This is a genomic window from Pseudomonas sp. MWU12-2020, assembly GCF_023100605.1.
Lineage (GTDB): Bacteria > Pseudomonadota > Gammaproteobacteria > Pseudomonadales > Pseudomonadaceae > Aquipseudomonas > Aquipseudomonas fluorescens_H.
The window spans coordinates 372,777-390,034 of record NZ_JALMEX010000005.1 but is presented as its reverse complement, the minus strand read 5'-3'; the positions used below and the strand labels follow the sequence as shown (position 1 = coordinate 390,034).

Annotated in this window: 14 protein-coding genes; 5 read left to right on the top strand and 9 right to left on the bottom strand. The window is 62.0% G+C overall.

Annotated features, from left to right (window positions below; translation table 11 throughout):
• Position 1: 1 nt before the first annotated feature.
• Positions 2 to 853 carry a flagellar motor stator protein MotA gene (motA, locus tag M0814_RS14605; protein WP_007952169.1) on the bottom strand — a complete coding sequence of 284 codons (852 nt, stop codon included), beginning with the start codon at positions 851 to 853 and terminating at the stop codon, positions 2 to 4.
• Between the two features lie 166 nt (positions 854 to 1,019).
• Here motA and M0814_RS14600 point away from each other — a divergent pair, with 166 nt between their 5' ends.
• Genes M0814_RS14600 through asd form a run of 3 tightly spaced genes read left to right on the top strand, consistent with a single transcriptional unit; the run spans position 1,020 to position 4,294 of the window.
• Positions 1,020 to 2,558, top strand: a complete 1,539-nt coding sequence (locus M0814_RS14600; protein ID WP_103485520.1) for an HDOD domain-containing protein — start codon at positions 1,020 to 1,022, stop codon at positions 2,556 to 2,558.
• Between the two features lie 42 nt (positions 2,559 to 2,600).
• Entirely contained in the window at positions 2,601 to 3,434 is an 834-nt protein-coding gene (gene rhdA / locus M0814_RS14595) for a thiosulfate sulfurtransferase (protein WP_103485521.1), read from the top strand.
• Entirely contained in the window at positions 3,434 to 4,294 is an 861-nt protein-coding gene (asd, locus tag M0814_RS14590) for an archaetidylserine decarboxylase (protein ID WP_003221083.1), read from the top strand. Before rhdA ends, asd begins: the two co-directional genes overlap by 1 nt.
• A 60-nt stretch (positions 4,295 to 4,354) precedes the next feature.
• Here asd and M0814_RS14585 read toward each other — a convergent pair whose 3' ends face one another.
• Positions 4,355 to 4,756, bottom strand: a complete 402-nt coding sequence (locus M0814_RS14585) for a lectin OAA (protein WP_103485522.1) — start codon at positions 4,754 to 4,756, stop codon at positions 4,355 to 4,357.
• A 220-nt stretch (positions 4,757 to 4,976) separates the two neighbouring features.
• On the opposite strand from M0814_RS14585, the gene M0814_RS14580 reads away from it, so the two are divergent.
• On the top strand, positions 4,977 to 6,731 hold the full coding sequence (locus M0814_RS14580) for a molecular chaperone (protein ID WP_103485523.1): 1,755 nt from the start codon (positions 4,977 to 4,979) through the stop codon (positions 6,729 to 6,731).
• 103 nt (positions 6,732 to 6,834) lie between these two features.
• Here M0814_RS14580 and serB read toward each other — a convergent pair whose 3' ends face one another.
• Positions 6,835 to 8,049, bottom strand: a complete 1,215-nt coding sequence (gene serB / locus M0814_RS14575; RefSeq protein ID WP_103485524.1) for a phosphoserine phosphatase SerB — start codon at positions 8,047 to 8,049, stop codon at positions 6,835 to 6,837.
• A 134-nt stretch (positions 8,050 to 8,183) separates the two neighbouring features.
• Between serB and M0814_RS14570 the strand changes: the two genes are divergently transcribed.
• Positions 8,184 to 9,701: an AhpA/YtjB family protein gene (locus M0814_RS14570; RefSeq protein WP_003221078.1), complete on the top strand. Its 1,518-nt coding sequence runs from the start codon at positions 8,184 to 8,186 to the stop codon at positions 9,699 to 9,701.
• 251 nt (positions 9,702 to 9,952) lie between these two features.
• Here M0814_RS14570 and M0814_RS14565 read toward each other — a convergent pair whose 3' ends face one another.
• From M0814_RS14565 to M0814_RS14540, 6 genes are all read right to left on the bottom strand, one after another.
• On the bottom strand, positions 9,953 to 10,663 hold the full coding sequence (locus M0814_RS14565) for an ABC-type transport auxiliary lipoprotein family protein (protein ID WP_003221076.1): 711 nt from the start codon (positions 10,661 to 10,663) through the stop codon (positions 9,953 to 9,955).
• A 186-nt stretch (positions 10,664 to 10,849) separates the two neighbouring features.
• Entirely contained in the window at positions 10,850 to 13,114 is a 2,265-nt protein-coding gene (gene parC, locus M0814_RS14560; protein WP_003221074.1) for a DNA topoisomerase IV subunit A, read from the bottom strand.
• Positions 13,115 to 13,121: 7 nt separating this feature from the next.
• Complete coding sequence (locus M0814_RS14555; RefSeq protein WP_103485526.1) at positions 13,122 to 13,646, bottom strand: TIGR02281 family clan AA aspartic protease; 525 nt, start codon at positions 13,644 to 13,646, stop codon at positions 13,122 to 13,124.
• Complete coding sequence (locus M0814_RS14550; protein ID WP_103485527.1) at positions 13,643 to 14,632, bottom strand: esterase-like activity of phytase family protein; 990 nt, start codon at positions 14,630 to 14,632, stop codon at positions 13,643 to 13,645. The genes M0814_RS14555 and M0814_RS14550 overlap by 4 nt, the downstream gene beginning before the upstream one ends.
• Positions 14,632 to 16,539, bottom strand: a complete 1,908-nt coding sequence (gene parE, locus M0814_RS14545; protein ID WP_003221068.1) for a DNA topoisomerase IV subunit B — start codon at positions 16,537 to 16,539, stop codon at positions 14,632 to 14,634. The genes M0814_RS14550 and parE overlap by 1 nt, the downstream gene beginning before the upstream one ends.
• 42 nt (positions 16,540 to 16,581) lie before the next feature.
• Positions 16,582 to 17,190 (bottom strand): YqiA/YcfP family alpha/beta fold hydrolase, encoded by a 609-nt coding sequence (locus M0814_RS14540; RefSeq protein WP_003221066.1) that lies wholly within the window; start codon positions 17,188 to 17,190, stop codon positions 16,582 to 16,584.
• Positions 17,191 to 17,258: the final 68 nt, after the last annotated feature.

Below are 17,258 nucleotides of genomic sequence, written 5' to 3'. Positions count from 1 at the left end.
CTTAACGACCGCGAACGGCTTGTTCCAGCTCGGCAAAGCTTGGACGGTGCGCCGGGTACAGAACCTTGCGCCCGAACTCCACGGCCAGCGATGGCGGCATGCCGGAAGCCGACGCCACCAGCGAGGCCTTGATGGCTTCGTAGACGTTCAGTTCTTCCTTGGCATCGTGCGCCAGGGAGTGCGCCAACGGCCCGAAGAAACCGTAGGCCGCGAGAATACCGAAGAAGGTACCGACCAGTGCCGCACCCACGTGCAGGCCGATGGATTTCTGATCGCCCTCACCCAGCGAAGCCATGGTCACCACGATACCCAGTACCGCCGCGACAATACCGAAACCGGGCATGGCGTCGGCGATGCCGTTCACTGCATGGGACGGGTGCTCGAGGTCTTCCTTGAGGCTGTAGAGTTCCATGTCGAACAGGCCTTCCAGCTCATGCGGAGCCATGTTGCCGGAGGACATGATGCGCAGGTAATCGCAGATGAACGCGGTCATGCGCTCGTCTTTGAGCACGGCCGGGTACTTGGCGAAGATCGGGCTCGCGGCAGCGTCTTCGATGTCGCCTTCGATGGCCATCATGCCTTCACGGCGGCTCTTGTTGAGGATCTCGTAGATCAGGCCGAGCACTTCCAGATAGAACGTGTGGCTGAAACGCGAACTGAACATGCTCAGGGATTTCTTGAGCACGTGCATCGTCATGTAACCGGGGTTGGCCTGCAGGAATGCACCGAGGGCCGCACCACCGATGATCATCACCTCGAAGGGCTGGATCAGGGCGGCAATTTTGCCGTGGGAGAGCACGTATCCGCCGAGCACGCTCGCGAATACGACGATGATGCCGATAATTTTAGCCATAGGTAGGAAAGTACTTACTGAGTCGGGTTCAAGGTCATATTCGGAAGTTAAAAAATCTCTTCTTCTACTTATCGGCAAAACTGCGCCAGACTATAGCCAGTTCAGGCGAAAAGCCAATTTAGCCCATGCCGGGCGCGTCTACAGTCAGTGAAGATCTCGTCCAGACATGGCTAATGAAACGAACGTCCCACACGCAAAACCGACCACGCTCGAGGGCTGGGTCAAGCTGCTCGATGGCGTGCGCCTGCCCGTGCCGCAAGAGGCTCACGACAAGGTTTGCCGGGCGATCCGCGACAACCGCAGCTCGTTGCGCGATATCGCCGACCTGATGCAGGACAGTCCCGCGCTGGCCTTGAGCATCATCCGTGAGGCCAATCGTCACACCCTCGGCACGATGACCGCACCGGCGGAAAATCTCGAGGTGGCGATCAACCGTCTGGGCCTTGCGCGTACCGAAGAATTGCTCGCGCGTCTGCCCGTCGAACCGCAGATGCAGATCCCCAAGGCGCTGCGCCAACTGCAGATGATCAGCCAGCACGCCACGCAACAGGCCAACGGTTTTTTCGCCAGTCGCCTCGCGCGCCTGTGGCAGGACATTCATTGGGGCAGCCTGTTGTTTCTCTCGCCGTTATGGCCGCTGGCGCTGACGTTTCCAGAATTGCTCGAAGAGTGGGAAGTGCGGGTTATCCACAAGGGCGAATCGGCCCCGGTCGTCGAGAAGCAACTGTTTGGCGTGCGCCTGCTGAAGATCGCCGAGGCGCTGGTCCAGGTCTGGCACCTGCCGATCTGGGTGCAGCAAGGCTATAAACTGCTGCTCAGCGAACAGCGCGAACTGGTGAAAGTCCTGCGCATCGCCCGTGACAGCGAGCATCCGCTGCGCCAGCAGAATCGCCTCGACGACGATCCGACCCTGCGCCGCTGGCTCAACCAGCCGGCCAACACCGTGTTGCTGGCCAACGGCCTGGCGCTGTCGGCGCAACAGGCCTGGGACAGTCCGCACAGCGAGCGCTGGCAGTACCTGACCAGCCTCTATCTGCAAATCTCGATGGACGAGGTGCAGCAGCAGTTGCACCAGCAAGCGGCCAACAGTGCGCGCCAGCATGCAATGCCCGATCTGTGGCACCCGGCCGTTTCATTATTATGGCCGTGGGGCACCCATCGTTTGCCGGCCGGGATGCTGCCGGCGGCGGCGCCGAATGCCGAGGATCTGACGCAGTGGCGCCGGCAATGCGCCGAACTGCTGGCCGAGCCGAGCCGCTTCACCAATGCCATGAGCCTGACCGTCGCTGCGCGTGATGCGCTGGTCGCCAGTGGCATGCGCCGGGTGATGATTCTGATGGCCGACCGCACGCAGTCCAATCTGCGGGTGCACCAGACCTTCGGTTTGCCGAAGGAAGCCGCCGCGCTGAATTTTGTCGTCAGCCAGAGCAAAGTTCTGCAACGGTTGCTCGCGCAGCAGGCACAGGTGCGGATCAACCCCGAGAACAACGCGCAATTCTCCGCGCTGCTGCCGCAAGGCCTGCGCACACTGTTTCGCGGCGAACACCTGTTCCTGCGCTCGCTGGTCAATAACGGCCGGGTGATCATGATCGTCGTCGCCGACCAGGGCGGTGGGCCGTTCGCCGACATCAGCGTGCAGGCTTTCGGCAAAACCGCGCAGTGCATCGAAAAGGCCCTGCACAGCTTTAGCAGCCGTGGCCGATGAGGCTGCGCTACAATCCCCCCCTTTGTGCTCTGGAGACCTCACATGTCTGACTTCTCTGGCTTGCCGCTCGTCATCGAACCGAGCGACCTGCTCCCTCGGCTGGATGCCAGCGAACTGATTCTGGTGGACCTGACCAGTGCCGCCCGCTATACCGAGGGCCATCTGCCAGGTGCACGCTTTGTCGATCCGAAGCGCACCCAGCTCGGCCAGCCGCCCGCGCCGGGATTGCTGCCAGCCAAGGCCGATCTGGAAGCCCTGTTCGGTGAACTGGGCCATCGCCAGGACGCGGTCTACGTGGTCTATGACGACGAAGGCGGTGGCTGGGCCGGACGCTTCATCTGGTTGCTCGACGTGATCGGCCACGACAAGTACCACTACCTCGACGGCGGTCTGCCGGCGTGGCTGGAAGCGGGCATGCCGATGTCGATCCAGGTGCCGCCGGCGGTGGGCGGCCCGGTGGCGCTGACCCTGCACGACGAGCCGACGGCCACCCGCGAATACCTGCAAAGCCGTCTCGGCGCCGCCGATCTGGCGATCTGGGATGCGCGCGGGCCGCTGGAATATTCGGGCGAGAAAGTGCTGGCGGCCAAGGCCGGACACATCCCCGGCGCGGTCAACTTCGAGTGGACCGCCGGCATGGACAAGGCGCGTCAGTTGCGGATTCGCACGGATATGCCGCAGATCCTCGACGACCTCGGGATCACCAAGGACAAAGAAATCATTACTCACTGCCAGACCCATCACCGGTCGGGCTTCACTTATCTGGTGGCCAAATCCCTCGGTTATCCGCGGGTCAAGGGCTACGCCGGTTCCTGGGGCGAATGGGGCAACCACCCTGATACGCCTGTCGAGATTCAAGGTTCTAAGGACAACTAATGAAAGAGCGTCTGTTTATCCTCAGCCAGTACCTGCTGCCTCACCACTTGCTGTCGCGCCTGGCCGGTTGCGTTGCCGAGTGCCGCGTGCGCTGGTTCAAGAATGCCTTCACCCAGTGGTTCGCCAAGCGTTATCAAGTGGACATGTCGCAAGCACTGGTTGAAGACCTGACCGCCTACGAGCACTTCAACGCGTTCTTCACCCGTGCCCTGAAGGACGGCGCGCGGCCACTGGACCAGACTCCGGGCGCAATCCTCAGCCCGGCCGACGGTGCAGTCAGCCAGCTCGGCCCGATCGAACACGGTCGCGTGTTCCAGGCCAAGGGCCACAGCTTCAGCGTGCTGGAACTGCTCGGCGGTGACGCCGCCAATGCCGCGCCATTCATGGGCGGCGACTTCGCCACCATTTACCTGTCGCCGAAGGACTACCACCGCGTGCACATGCCGCTGGCCGGCACTCTGCGCGAAATGGTCTACATCCCGGGCCGGATCTTCTCGGTCAACCAGACCACTGCCGAAAACGTCCCGGAGCTGTTCGCCCGCAACGAGCGCGTGGCGTGCATCTTCGACACCGAGCGCGGGCCGATGGCCGTGGTGCTGGTCGGCGCGATGATCGTCGCGTCGATCGAAACCGTATGGGCCGGTCTGGTCACCCCACCGAAGCGCGAACTGAAAACCTTCCGCTACGACGAAGCCGCCCGTGCGCCGATTCATCTGGAAAAAGGCGCGGAACTGGGGCGTTTCAAACTGGGTTCGACGGCGATCGTGCTGTTTGGCCCGGATCAGGTGAAGTGGGCTGAAGAACTGGTGGCGGGTTCGCCAGTGCAGATGGGCCAGGCCCTGGCCCTGCCGACTGCCTGAGCCGGCTGATCCGCCCTTTCACACGTCTGTGAAGGGGCGGACACGACCTGGGAGGCGCCGTTACTCTATCTGCCCACGGAAGCCGATCGGCCCTTCGTTGGCGTAGGTATTGGTGCCACTGAGGTTTTTCCCTCCATCGCTGGAAGTGACGCTCAACGCGACCACGTCCTGATTGTCCCGACCACCGATCACCCACTTGCCGCCCGGATGCCATGGGGCATCATTGCCACCCCACTGGTTCTCGACGTTGTATTGATTCTGACCGGTGCGCTGCGCCTTGAAGCCAATCGGGCCTTCGCCGGCGTAAGTCATGGTGCCGGTGAAGCTTTTGCCGCCATCGCTCGACTTGATCTCGATGGCGACGACTTTCTGGTTGTCCCGCCCGCCCAACACCCAGGTTCCACCCGGATGCCACGGTGCCGAACTGCCGCCCCATTGATTTGCCACTGCATATTTAGACATGAACCTCATCTCCTTGAAGTTTCGGGAGACCTGCCCGAGGTTGACGGCAGGCCGTGCAACCGTGCGTTTCCGATCGCACGTCTGAGAGCCTAGTAGGGCTTGTCGAATGGCATCCGGCCAGCAGACCAGCGGTCAAAAAGCCTGCCGCCATCCGGCGAAACGGATCACAGCTGCTAGAGTTCTCGGAGTTGCCTATTTCGCCGCTGGAGCCAGTCACGGCATGAGTGAGTCACGCCCCCAACCCTCCCTGCGCGCGCCGATCCCGACGCAAACGCGCCTGTCGTTCTGCGAAGCCACCCCGCGCGACCTCAAGCGCTGGATCGCCGGCCTGCCCAAGGCCAACATCGGCGAAACCGCTCGCCAGTTGTACCAGGGCCTAGGCGAACTCAACCAATTGCTTACCCCAAGCGACAATCGCCTGCACCTCCTGGAGCTGCTGCGCCCCGAGGTGTATTTCGTTTGTCAGCATCTGGAGCGGCACTTCCTGCTTCAGGCGATCATGCTCGATGACCGTTCGCGCAAGATCAGCAATCTGTGCCAGGCGCTGCAAAGTCAGCTGGCCATCGGCTACAAGCAGATCGTTCTGCGCATTGCGCCCAAGTACACCAAGGATCGTGCGGCGCTGGTCAGTCAGGCGCTGCAACGGGCAGCGCATGCACTCAAGGGGCAACTGCTGCGCGCGACGCAGCTGTATAGCCCGCCGCCGGAGCATCTGTGGATCGAGCTGCATCAGTTGTATCGCTGCGCCTGCGCATTGCAGTTGCATCAGCGCCGGGTGCCCGACGATCTGGCGAGCCTGAGCAGCGAACTGAGCCTGGAACAGACCTATATCGCCGCGTTGCTGCTGGGCAGCGCCCGTTGCAATCAATTGCGTCAGAACCAGATCGCCCGACTGGGCGAAGTGCTGGAACCGTGGAGCGCCCTGCTCAAGCTGCATCCCGGCAGACCGGACGATGGACTGTTCGCCATCAGCGGCGAACTGGACGCCGGTCCGCGTTACCGCAGCATGTTTCGCAAAGAACAACAGGGCGCACTGCAGGGCTTCGATCCGCAACCGCTGGTGAACGTGATCGAAGCGCATTTACTGCAGCAAGAGACGTCTACGCCGCTGCCCGTCCCGGCAGGACTAAGCCTCGATACCCTGCAGCATTTGCACGCGAGTTGGGGACATACCGCCGAGCGCAGCTTTCAGCGCACCATCGGTCAGGGCAGCCTGAGCGTGTGCGTGGGCATGAGCGCCCTGCACTTTTATCTGGGCGGCGAGCGCACTTTCAGCGAACTGCTGAAACATCCCGGCGCCCGCGCGGCGAACTTCAGCCGCGCCGTGGTTCAGGGCGAAAAGGACAGCTGGAGCCAGGCCTTCGACGCCGCGCCGCTGAGCGCGGCTGAGGAATTGCTGCCGTACGAGGAAATCCAGTACGAGCACTTGGGCGACGATGAAAGCAACGCCAGCAGCACTCCACACTACCCGACCTACACGTTAGCGGTGATCAACCACAGTCCCGGCGGCTATTGCCTGATGTGGCCGAGTGACGTGCCCGCCGAGTTGCAGGCCGGGGAAATGGTCGGTATTCAGGACACCTCGAATCAGGGCTGGAGCATTGCGGTGATCCGCTGGATTCGTCAGGTACGCGGCAGCGGGCCGCAAATGGGCATCGAGCTGGTGGCGCCACACGCCGAACCCTGTGGCTTGCAACTGGTGCGTTCGCGAGACGATCACAGCCACTATTTGCGCGGCCTGTTGCTGCCCGAGATCAGCGCCATCGACTTGCCCGCGACCTTGCTCGCCCCGCGCCTGCCGTTTCAGGAAGGCAATAAAGTGCTGATCAACACCCACGGCGAAGAACACCGCGCCGGACTGGATCGACGGGTGGCGAGTACGCACAGTTTCAATCAATTTGCCTATCGCTCGCTGGAAGCCGCGCAGAATGGCGGGGGCGAGGAGAATTTCGACTCGTTGTGGAAATCGCTTTAGATCGAGTTGAGCCCTTCGCGAGCAAGCCCGCTCCCACAGGAGACCGAGTTCCAATGTGGGAGCGGGCTTGCTCGCGAAGTGGCCAGCTCAGACAACAGAGATTTCAGAGCTGCCCGTCGCGATCGCGAAAGCCCAGCAGATACAGCACGCCATCCAGCCCAAGGGTGGAAATCGCCTGCTTGGCCGACTGCTTGACCAGCGGCTTGGCGCGGAACGCTACACCCAGGCCGGCAATCGCCAGCATTGGCAGGTCATTCGCGCCATCGCCGACAGCGATGGTCTGCTCCAGACACAAGCCTTCCTTGTGCGCCAGTTCCTTCAGCAGATCTGCTTTACGCTGCGCATCGACAATCGGCTCGATGGCCACGCCGGTGCACTTGCCGTCGACCACTTCCAGTTCATTGGCGAATACGTAATCGATGCCGAGTCTGGCCTGCAACTGCTTGGCGAAGTAAGTGAAGCCGCCGGACAGGATCGCGGTCTTGTAGCCCAGGCGCTTGAGTTCGGCGAACAGGGTTTCCGCGCCTTCGGTCAGGCGCAGCGAAGCGCCGATCGAGTCCAGCACGCTGACATCCAGGCCCTTGAGCAGCGCCAGGCGCTCCTTGAAGCTGGCGCGGAAATCCAGTTCGCCAGCCATCGCGCGCTCGGTGATGGCCGAGACTTGCTCGCCGACACCGGCGGCCTTGGCCAGTTCGTCGATGACCTCGGCTTCGATCAGGGTCGAGTCCATGTCGAACACCGCCAGACGCCGGTTGCGACGGAACAGCGAATCTTCCTGGAAGGCGATGTCGACATTCAGTTCCTGAGCAACGCTGAGAAATTCGGCACGCAGGGCCTGCGGATCAGCCGCTTCGCCACGCACGGAGAACTCGATGCAGCCCTTGCCCTTGTCGGCTGGCGTGTCAAGTGGCATGCGACCCGACAAACGGTCGATATGATCGATATTCAGACCATATTTGGCAGTGATCGAACTGACAGCCTGCAACTGACCGGCGGTCACTTTGCGGGTCAACAGGGTGACGATGTGGCGTTTTTTGCCCTGATTGCCCACCCACTGCTGGTAATCCTCTTCGGACACCGGGGTGAAGCGCACCTGCTGCTCAAGCTCGTAGCCCTTGAACAGAATGTCCTTGAGCACGGCTTTGCCTTGCTCGGAGTCGGGAATTTCAACCAGGATGCCGAACGACAGGGTGTCGTGGATCACCGCCTGACCGATGTCGAGAATGTTCACACCACCCTGGGCCAGAACGCCGGTAATGGCCGCAGTCAGACCCGGACGGTCGACTCCCGTGATGTTAATCAGGACGATTTCGCGCAACGCGCACCCCCGCAACTGGAAAAAAACCGCATTCTACCCACTTTCAGTGACCATCGGGCACCGCGAGCGCTTTGCCGGTCTAGGGCCTGTCGCTATACTGCGCGTCAACTTCACGGACAAAAGAGCCGAGCTCAGTGAACCGGCCCACGCCAGTTAAAACCGATAACTTCTTCCTGCTGATCTTCCGTGCACTGCGCCACCGCCGTGTGCCGATTGCATTGCGCATTGCCAGCCATAACGTGATCCTGGTCGCTCTGGCCCTGGTGATCTATGCCGGGGTGATGGGCTTGCAGTTCAAGCAGGCCATGCACGAGCAGGCCGATGCGCTGGGCGAAAGCCTGACCACGCAGACCGCCACCTCTGCCACTGAACTGTTGGTGTCCAACGACATCCTCAGCCTCAACGTGCTGCTCAACAACCTGACCAAGAACAAGCTGGTTGCACACGCCGCTATCTATAGCGTGGACAACCGCATCCTCGCCGAATCCGGTCAGCGCCCCAAGCACAGCCTGCTGGGCGAAGCCGAGGGCATGTACGAGAGCAAGATCACCTTCCAGGACGTGACCGCCGGGCAACTGCGCATCAGCCTGGACATGGATCAGTTCCAGCAGCCGATGACCATCAGCCTGCAAAGCATGGGTATTCTCAGCGCGATTCTGCTGGCCCTGTCGCTGGCCCTGAGCCTGCGCATGGGTCGCTACCTGTCGACGCCGTTGCTGCAACTGCGCGTCTGGCTGCGCAACATCGACGAATACACCCCGGCCACCGACCGTCAGGACGAGATCGGCGACTTGGCGCGTCAACTGCACGCCAACTTCGCTCCGGAGCCTGCACCAAAACCAGAGCCCGAGCCGGAACCCGAGTTCGAGGAGGAGGATGAGCCAGAGTTTGAGGTACGCAATCTGCGTGACCCGAGCTTTGACGAAACCCGCCCGATGGCCGCGCAAAAGCCTGCGCCGCGCCACGTGGTCAGCACCGTTGAAGACGATGATGACGACGAAGACCCGTTTGCCGATCTGCGCGACGAGTCGCTGACCGAAGCCGCTCCAGCGGCCCCGCGTCAGGCAACCCCGAGCGTGCCGCAACACAGCGCGGTGCTGGCGATCCAGTTGGGTTCGCAAGAGCAATTGCGGCGCCTGCCGCGTGCCCGTCTGGAAGAGTTGCTGGAGCGCTATCGCGACTGCCTCGACCAGGCCGCTTCGCTGTATCAGGGCGAAATCGAAACCCTGAACGATGGCAGCACACTGATGCTGTTCCACACCGAAGACAGCGGTGACGACTACCTGACCAACGCCATCTGCTGCGGCGAGTTACTGCGGGCGCTGGGCCATCAGTTGCAGATCGAAGTCGCCGACAGCGGCATCACCCTGCAATTGCAACTGGGCCTGACCCTGGGCGATGACCTGTTCGGTCTGAGCCAGATCGACCTGCTGCTGACCGATTCGGCTCAGGATGCCCTGGCCCTGTCGCAACACAGCCGCAATCTGCTGCTGGTCGAGCGCAAGATCGGTGATGATGCGCTGATTCGCCAGCGTGCGCGGATCCGCCCGATCGCCAGCCCTGAGGGGGCCTGCTGTGTCGAGCGGTTGATGGAGCCTTATCCGTCGATGCTGGAGCGGCAGCTGGCGCGGATGCATGAGCGCCGGGCGTAAGCCTTAGGCCAGATGCACAGAAGCCCGCAGACGAGTGATTGTCTGCGGGCTTTTTTGTTGCCTGTACCGGCCCTTTCGCGAGCAAGCTCGCTCCCACAGTGGACGGTTGCTGCCACAGACCTTGTGAACACCTTCAAGACCTGTGGGAGCGGGCTTGCTCGCGAAGGCGCCAGCGCTGGCGACAAGGATCCCCAGCCCCAGACACGACAAAGCCCGCACAAGGCGGGCTTTGGGTTTGACTCGATCCAGCCTTAGAAGCGGAACACTTCCATATCGGTGCGAATCGGCGAAGCCATCGGAATCTTCGGTTGCTTATCGGCATCCGCCGCCGGCGCTGCCGGTTTTGGCGCCGCTTTACGCGGAGCTTCGGCCACTGGTGGCTGGTTGGCCAATGGCTTGAGCGCCACCGACAACTGCTCGGCCAGACGCTGCAGCAGTATGCCCTGCGCCTGAACCTGCGAAGCCGTAGTCCCGGCGTGCAGCTCTTGCAGATGAACGATGCGGTTATCGCGCACCTGACCACGACGGTCGATCAGACGCCATTGCGCATCGAGGATCGCCGGTTGTTTCTCACCGGAGTCCAGACGCGTGATGGTCAGCAATACCTGCACATCCGGGGTAAAGCCCAACGTGGCCGGTGCCAGCACCACACGCTGGCTGTCGAGATGACCGGCCACCTGACGCATCAGCAATTGATCGATATCCGACGAAAGGCTGCCGGCCCAGCGACCGTCGGTCGAGGCTTGCAGGCTGCCGTCCGGTTGACGTTGCAGCAGGGTTTCACGTTGCAGGTAGTCGGCCACGACTACCGGACCCAACAAAACCGCCATGCCTGCGCTTTGCGCAGGCTGAACCGGACTTCCACTGTCCAGTTGATACAGCGACACCGGCTGGTGAACGCTGCAGCCCGCCAGGCCCAAAACGCCAGCGAGCAGGAAAATAAGGGGGCGCAGAGCAGTCATCATCCCGTCCAGGTGGCCGCCACAAGGCTGACCACAGTGAAAATACTCAATAAATATGAAGAACGCTCGGCCACGCCGGCGTTTGGAAAGGCCATATCATCCGTGAATATGCGTTCCGACTCCAGCGCCAAAGCGTCGATCTACGCGTTAAATCGCAGATCGAGCTCTCTAGGAGGGCGTTCTCGCCTAATTGAGGTTTTCGACGAGCAGCGCATCTACTCGCTGGAAGCCACGTGGCAGCTTATTGCCACGACGTCCGCGTTCACCCTTGTAGTGTTCGAGGTCGTCGGCCTTCAGCGACAGAGTCCGCTTGCCGGCCTGCAGCACCAAGGTGGCGCCTTCCGGAAGCACGGCGATGTCCGTGACATATTCTTCGCGACTGGCCACGCGCTCACCGGAAATCCCGATGATCTTGTTACCTTTGCCCTTGCCCAGCTGTGGCAGATCGCTGATTTTGAAAATCAGCAGACGCCCTTCGGTCGTGACCGAGGCCAGCCAGTTCTGTTCACGATCGGCGACCGGACGCGGCGCGATGACTTTGGCGTTGTTCGGCAGGCTCAACAAAGCTTTACCAGCCTTGTTCTTGGCTTGCAGGTCTTCGCCTTTGACCACGAAACCGTAACCGGCGTCGGAGGCGATCACGTACAGCGCATCGTCTTCCGGCATCAGCACGCATTCGAAGGTCGCGCCCGGTGGCGGGGTCAGGCGGCCGGTCAACGGCTCGCCCTGGCCCCGGGCCGATGGCAAGGTGTGTGCGGCCACCGAGTAACTGCGGCCGGTGGAGTCGATAAACACCGCAAACTGGTTGGAACGTCCCGCCGCCGAGGTCTTGAAGCCGTCGCCAGCCTTGTACGACAGACCGGTGGCGTCGATGTCATGCCCCTTGGCCGAGCGAATCCAGCCTTTTTCCGACAGGACAACGGTGACTTTCTCGTTCGGCAGCAGATCGTGCTCGGTCAGCGCTTTGGCTTCAGCGCGCTCGACGATTGGCGAACGACGGTCATCGCCGTAAGTTTCCGCGTCTTTCAGCAGCTCGGTGCGCACCAGCTTCTTCAGCTTGGCTTCGCTGCCCAGCAGGGCTTGCAGCTTGGCCTGTTCCTTGAGCAGTTCGTCCTGCTCGTCGCGCAGTTTCATCTCTTCCAGTCGCGCCAACTGCCGCAGACGGGTGTCGAGGATGTAGTCAGCCTGAATCTCGCTGAGGGCGAAACGCTCGATCAGCTTGGCTTTCGGGTGTTCCTCGGTGCGGATGATGTGGATCACTTCATCCAGGTTGAGGTAGGCGATCAACAAACCGTCCAACAGGTGCAGACGACGTTCGACCTTGTCGAGGCGGAATTGCAGGCGGCGACGCACAGTCAGCACGCGGAACTCCAGCCATTCGACCAGCAACGCACGCAGGTTTTTCAGCTGCGGTTTGCCGTCCAGACCGATGATGTTGACGTTGACCCGGTAGGTCGACTCCAGCTCGGTGCTGGCGAACAGGTGCTGCATCAGTGCTTCGTGATCGACGCGGCTGTTGACCGGAATGATCACGATACGGCACGGGTTTTCGTGGTCGGATTCGTCACGCAGGTCGGCGATCTGCGGCGCTTTCGACGGTTTGGCCTGCATCAGCGCGGCGATCTGCTCCAGCACTTTGGCCCCGGAGACCTGGTGCGGCAGCGCGGTGACGATGATGTCGCCGTCCTCGACGTGGTACACGGCGCGCATGCGCACCGAGCCCTTGCCGGTTTCGTACATTTTCAGCAGGTCGGCGCGCGGGGTGATGATTTCCGCTTCGGTCGGATAGTCCGGGCCTTGAATGTGCTCGCAGAGCTGTTCGACCGTGGCCTTCGGCTCATCGAGCAGACGCACGCAAGCAGTGGCGACTTCGCGCAGGTTGTGCGGCGGTACATCGGTGGCCATACCGACAGCGATGCCGGTGGTACCGTTGAGCAGGATGTTCGGCAAACGTGCTGGCAACACCAGCGGTTCCTGCAGGGTGCCGTCGAAGTTCGGCCCCCAGTCAGCGGTGCCCTGGCCCAGTTCGCTGAGCAGCACTTCGGAATAACGCGACAGACGGGCTTCGGTGTAACGCATGGCCGCGAAGGACTTCGGATCGTCCGGCGCACCCCAGTTGCCCTGGCCGTCGACCAGCGTGTAGCGATAGCTGAACGGCTGAGCCATCAGCACCATCGCTTCGTAGCACGCCGAATCGCCGTGCGGGTGGAACTTGCCGAGCACGTCACCGACGGTACGCGCCGATTTCTTGTGCTTGGAATCGGCGTCCAGCCCCAGTTCGCTCATGGCATAAACGATACGCCGCTGTACCGGTTTCAGGCCGTCGCCGATATGCGGCAGAGCACGGTCCATGATCACGTACATGGAGTAGTTGAGGTAGGCATTTTCGGTGAAGTCAGCCAGCGAGCGGCGTTCTACACCGTCCAGGCTGAGATCAAGGGAGTCGCTCATGCGGGCCTCATCGGTTCGTTGTCTGGCGCAGCAGCATGGTGCCACCGCGCTGGGTAAATTCAAGTTTGTTCAGGGCGCTCATGCCGAGCAGCACCTGATCGCCATGCAGCCCCGGCGCGACCAGTGCGCGGACATCCCGCAGCACGATGTCGCCCAGTTGCAGGCGGTCGATTTTTGTACGATAGCCCTGGCTCAGGCCGTTGGCCGTGCTCAGGGTCACACCGAAACCTTCTTCCAGTTTCAAGCGTTTGGCCAGATCCGCCGGGATCGCCACATCGGTGGCGCCGGTGTCGAGCATGAACTCCACCGGTTCCCCGTTGATCTGGCCGCTGGCGACAAAATGCCCTTGGGCGTTGCCGGCCAGTTGCACTTCGATCACCCCATCATGCTGCTCGGACGTGACCACGACGTTCGGATTCTGCTGACGTTCTTCCCACTGGCCGAAAAACCGCGTGGCCAGAAACAGCCCCGCGCACCAGGCCAGAATCATCAACACCCGACCGGCGCGCTTGCCCGGCGGTTGCTGACTCACGGCTTGGCGCTCCAGCCACCTTCAGGCGCGGCGAAACGCCAGACGATCGGCCGAACCTCACCGTCGGCCCGCGGGCCGAAATTATTGTCGACGCCGACCCACGCACCATCAGCGTCAACGATCAATGCCTCTTCCAACCCGAAGTTCTGCGAGTAACGGCGGTTGGCCTGCAACAGTTCAGCGGCGTACGACCAGCAGCGCTCGACCTTGGCAGTCTGCGCATCGCGCCGACAAATCTGGAAGGCGTTGCGTTCAAGGGTAAACAATTTGCCGTTGAACAACGAAAGGTCGGAAAAGTCGCGGTCGACCGCTTTGGCGTGCGGGAACTGCGGCGGCTGCATCTCCTTGCCGCCCTCGCTGAGCAGCACGCAACGACCGTCGCAATCCCACACTGTCTGCTGACGCTTGATCAGCAGCAAGCCGCGGTTTTGCCGTTCGCCGGCCAGCCACATCTGATCGCCCGCCGGGTTGATCGCCAGACCTTCGAAGATCGCATTGAAATGCAGGAGCATGCCACTGGCCCGCGCTTCGCGAACCATCATCGGCGAAATCTTCAGCCAGTTGACCGGGCCGCTGACGGGCACTTGCAGGACCGCCGCGTGCCCCTCGCTGACGATGTAGCGATTGCCAGTGCTGTCGCAACTGATGCCTTCGAAATCCAGGTCGCCACCGCGCACGAACGACGCGGCCCAATTGCGCGAGCGCAACCCCCACGGCAAACCGGTCTCCGGCACTGGCGGCACGTCGATGTGCAAGGCTTCGGCCTGCCAGACCTGATCGGCGGTATTGAGCCGGTAGATCTGATCGTCATCACGGTCCGACACCGCCCACAACTCGCTGCCACACATGGCCAGCCCCGACAGGTTGCCGCCGCGCATGCCGTCAACCGGATGTTCGGACAGTAACTTCAACTCGGGTGCAGGCTCCGCCGACACCGTCATCGCACTCAGTAGCAACGCACTCGCCAATACCCAGCCAAACCGCATCAGGCCAGCACCTCGGCGAGGTTGCCCTTGGATTCGAGCCAGGTCTTGCGGTCACCGGCGCGTTTCTTCGCCAGCAGCATGTCCATCATTTCCGAGGTTTCGGCGAAATCGTCGCCCAGCGTCAACTGCACCAGACGCCGGGTGTTCGGGTCCATGGTGGTTTCACGCAGTTGCGGCGGGTTCATTTCACCGAGACCTTTGAATCGGGTGACCTGCGGTTTGCCGCGTTTCTTCTCGGCCACCAGACGGTCGAGAATCCCGTCGCGCTCGGCTTCGTCGAGGGCGTAGTAGATCTCTTTGCCGAGGTCGATGCGGTACAGCGGCGGCATCGCCACGTAGACGTGACCGGCATCCACCAGCGGGCGGAAGTGCTGGACGAACAACGCGCACAGCAGCGTGGCGATGTGCAGACCGTCGGAGTCGGCGTCGGCGAGGATGCAGATTTTGCCGTAGCGCAGCTGGCTCATGTCCGCCGCGCCCGGATCGACCCCGATCGCTACGGCGATGTTGTGCACTTCCTGGCTGGCGAGCACTTCGCTGCCGTCGACTTCCCAGGTGTTGAGGATCTTGCCGCGCAACGGCAGGATCGCCTGGAATTCCTTGTCCCGCGCTTGCTTGGCGGAACCACCGGCGGAGTCACCCTCGACCAGGAACAGCTCGGAACGCATCGGGTCCTGACCCGCGCAGTCAGCCAGTTTGCCCGGCAGCGCAGGGCCTTGGGTAACGCGCTTACGCTCGACCTTTTTGCTCGCCTTGAGGCGGCGACCGGCGTTGTTGATTGCCAGTTCGGCCAGCGCCAGACCGGTTTCCGGGTTGGCGTTGAGCCACAGACTGAACGCGTCCTTGACCACGCCGGAGACAAACGCCGCCGCTTCACGGGACGACAGACGCTCTTTGGTCTGGCCGGAGAATTGCGGTTCCTGCATCTTCATCGACAGCACGAAAGCGATGCGCTCCCAGACGTCTTCCGGCGCCAGCTTCACGCCGCGCGGCAGCAGGCTGCGGAATTCGCAGAACTCGCGCATCGCATCGAGCAGGCCCTGACGCAAACCGTTGACGTGGGTACCGCCCTGCGCCGTCGGGATCAGGTTGACGTAGCTTTCCTGCACCGCGTCGCCACCTTCCGGCAGCCACAGCAGCGCCCAATCGACCGCTTCCTTGTTACCGGCGAGGCTGCCGCAGAACGGCTCGTCCGGCAGGCGTTCGAATTCGCTGACCGCGTCCACCAGATAGGAGCGCAGACCGTCTTCGTAATGCCACTCGACTTTCTCGCCGGTGCCTTTGTCTTCGAAGCTGACCAGCAGCCCCGGGCACAGCACAGCCTTGGCCTTGAGCACGTGCTTGAGGCGGCTGATGGAGAATTTCGGTGAATCGAAGTATTTCGGATCCGGCGCGAAGTACACACTGGTCCCGGTGTTGCGCTTGCCGACGGTGCCGACGATTTCCAGCTCGGTGGCCTTGAAGCCATCGGCGAAGGTCATCTGGTATTCGTTGCCGTCACGTTTTACCCGTACCCGGACTTCGGTCGACAAGGCGTTGACCACGGAAATACCCACCCCGTGCAGACCGCCGGAGAACTGGTAGTTCTTGTTGGAAAACTTGCCGCCCGCATGCAGCTTGGTGAGGATCAGCTCGACCCCCGACACACCCTCTTCCGGGTGAATGTCGACCGGCATGCCGCGACCGTCGTCGCTGACTTCCAGCGAGTGATCGGCGTGCAGAATGACCTGCACCGATTTGGCGTGGCCGGCCAGGGCTTCGTCGACACTGTTGTCGATGACTTCCTGGGCGAGGTGGTTCGGCCGACTGGTGTCGGTGTACATGCCGGGGCGTTTACGCACCGGGTCGAGGCCCGAGAGGACTTCGATGGCGTCGGCGTTATAAGAGCTAGCGCTGGGAGTGGCCATAGGGTCTCGTCGTCAGTGATTCAATGAAAAAGGGGCAAGACTTCACAGTGCGGTGAAATCGATTGCCTGATACAAATCGGCGCCAATGCCGGCAAAACTCAGCAACGCCGGCAATTGCCCGGCAAAACCCTGGAAACCATGGTCGCCGCCGGCCTGAATGCGCAGAGCACAGGCCCGGTAATACTGCTGGGCGAGGCGATAATCCAGTGTTTCATCGCCGGTCTGCAACCACACCTGATAACGCTGTGCATCCACGGGCGCCGGCACTTCCAGCTCGGCCAGGGCCGTCACATGGTCGCGGGTCAATTCCCAGGTCTCATCGGTATACAGGTTTTTCTGCGTGCCCAGGTATCCGTCGAACATCCGGTGCGGGCTGACCGCCGGGTTGACCAGCAGGGCTTTCAAGCCGTGGCGCTCAGCCAGGTGAGTCGCATAGTAGCCGCCGAGCGAGCTTCCCACCAGCAACGGCCGGCCCAGCTCGGCAATCGCCTGCTGCAACTGACCGATGGCTTCACGCGGGTGGTGATGCAGCGCCGGGACACGCAATTGGTCGCTCAAACCCAGCCGCTCCATTACCTCGACCAGCTGACAGGCCTTTTTCGAAGCCGGGGCGCTGTTGAAACCGTGGATATAGAGGATCGAACCGGACATTTGAGCTCCCTGGGTGTCGGCGAAAGATAGCGGAGTTTACAGGGAGAAAGCCCCTCACCCTAGCCCTC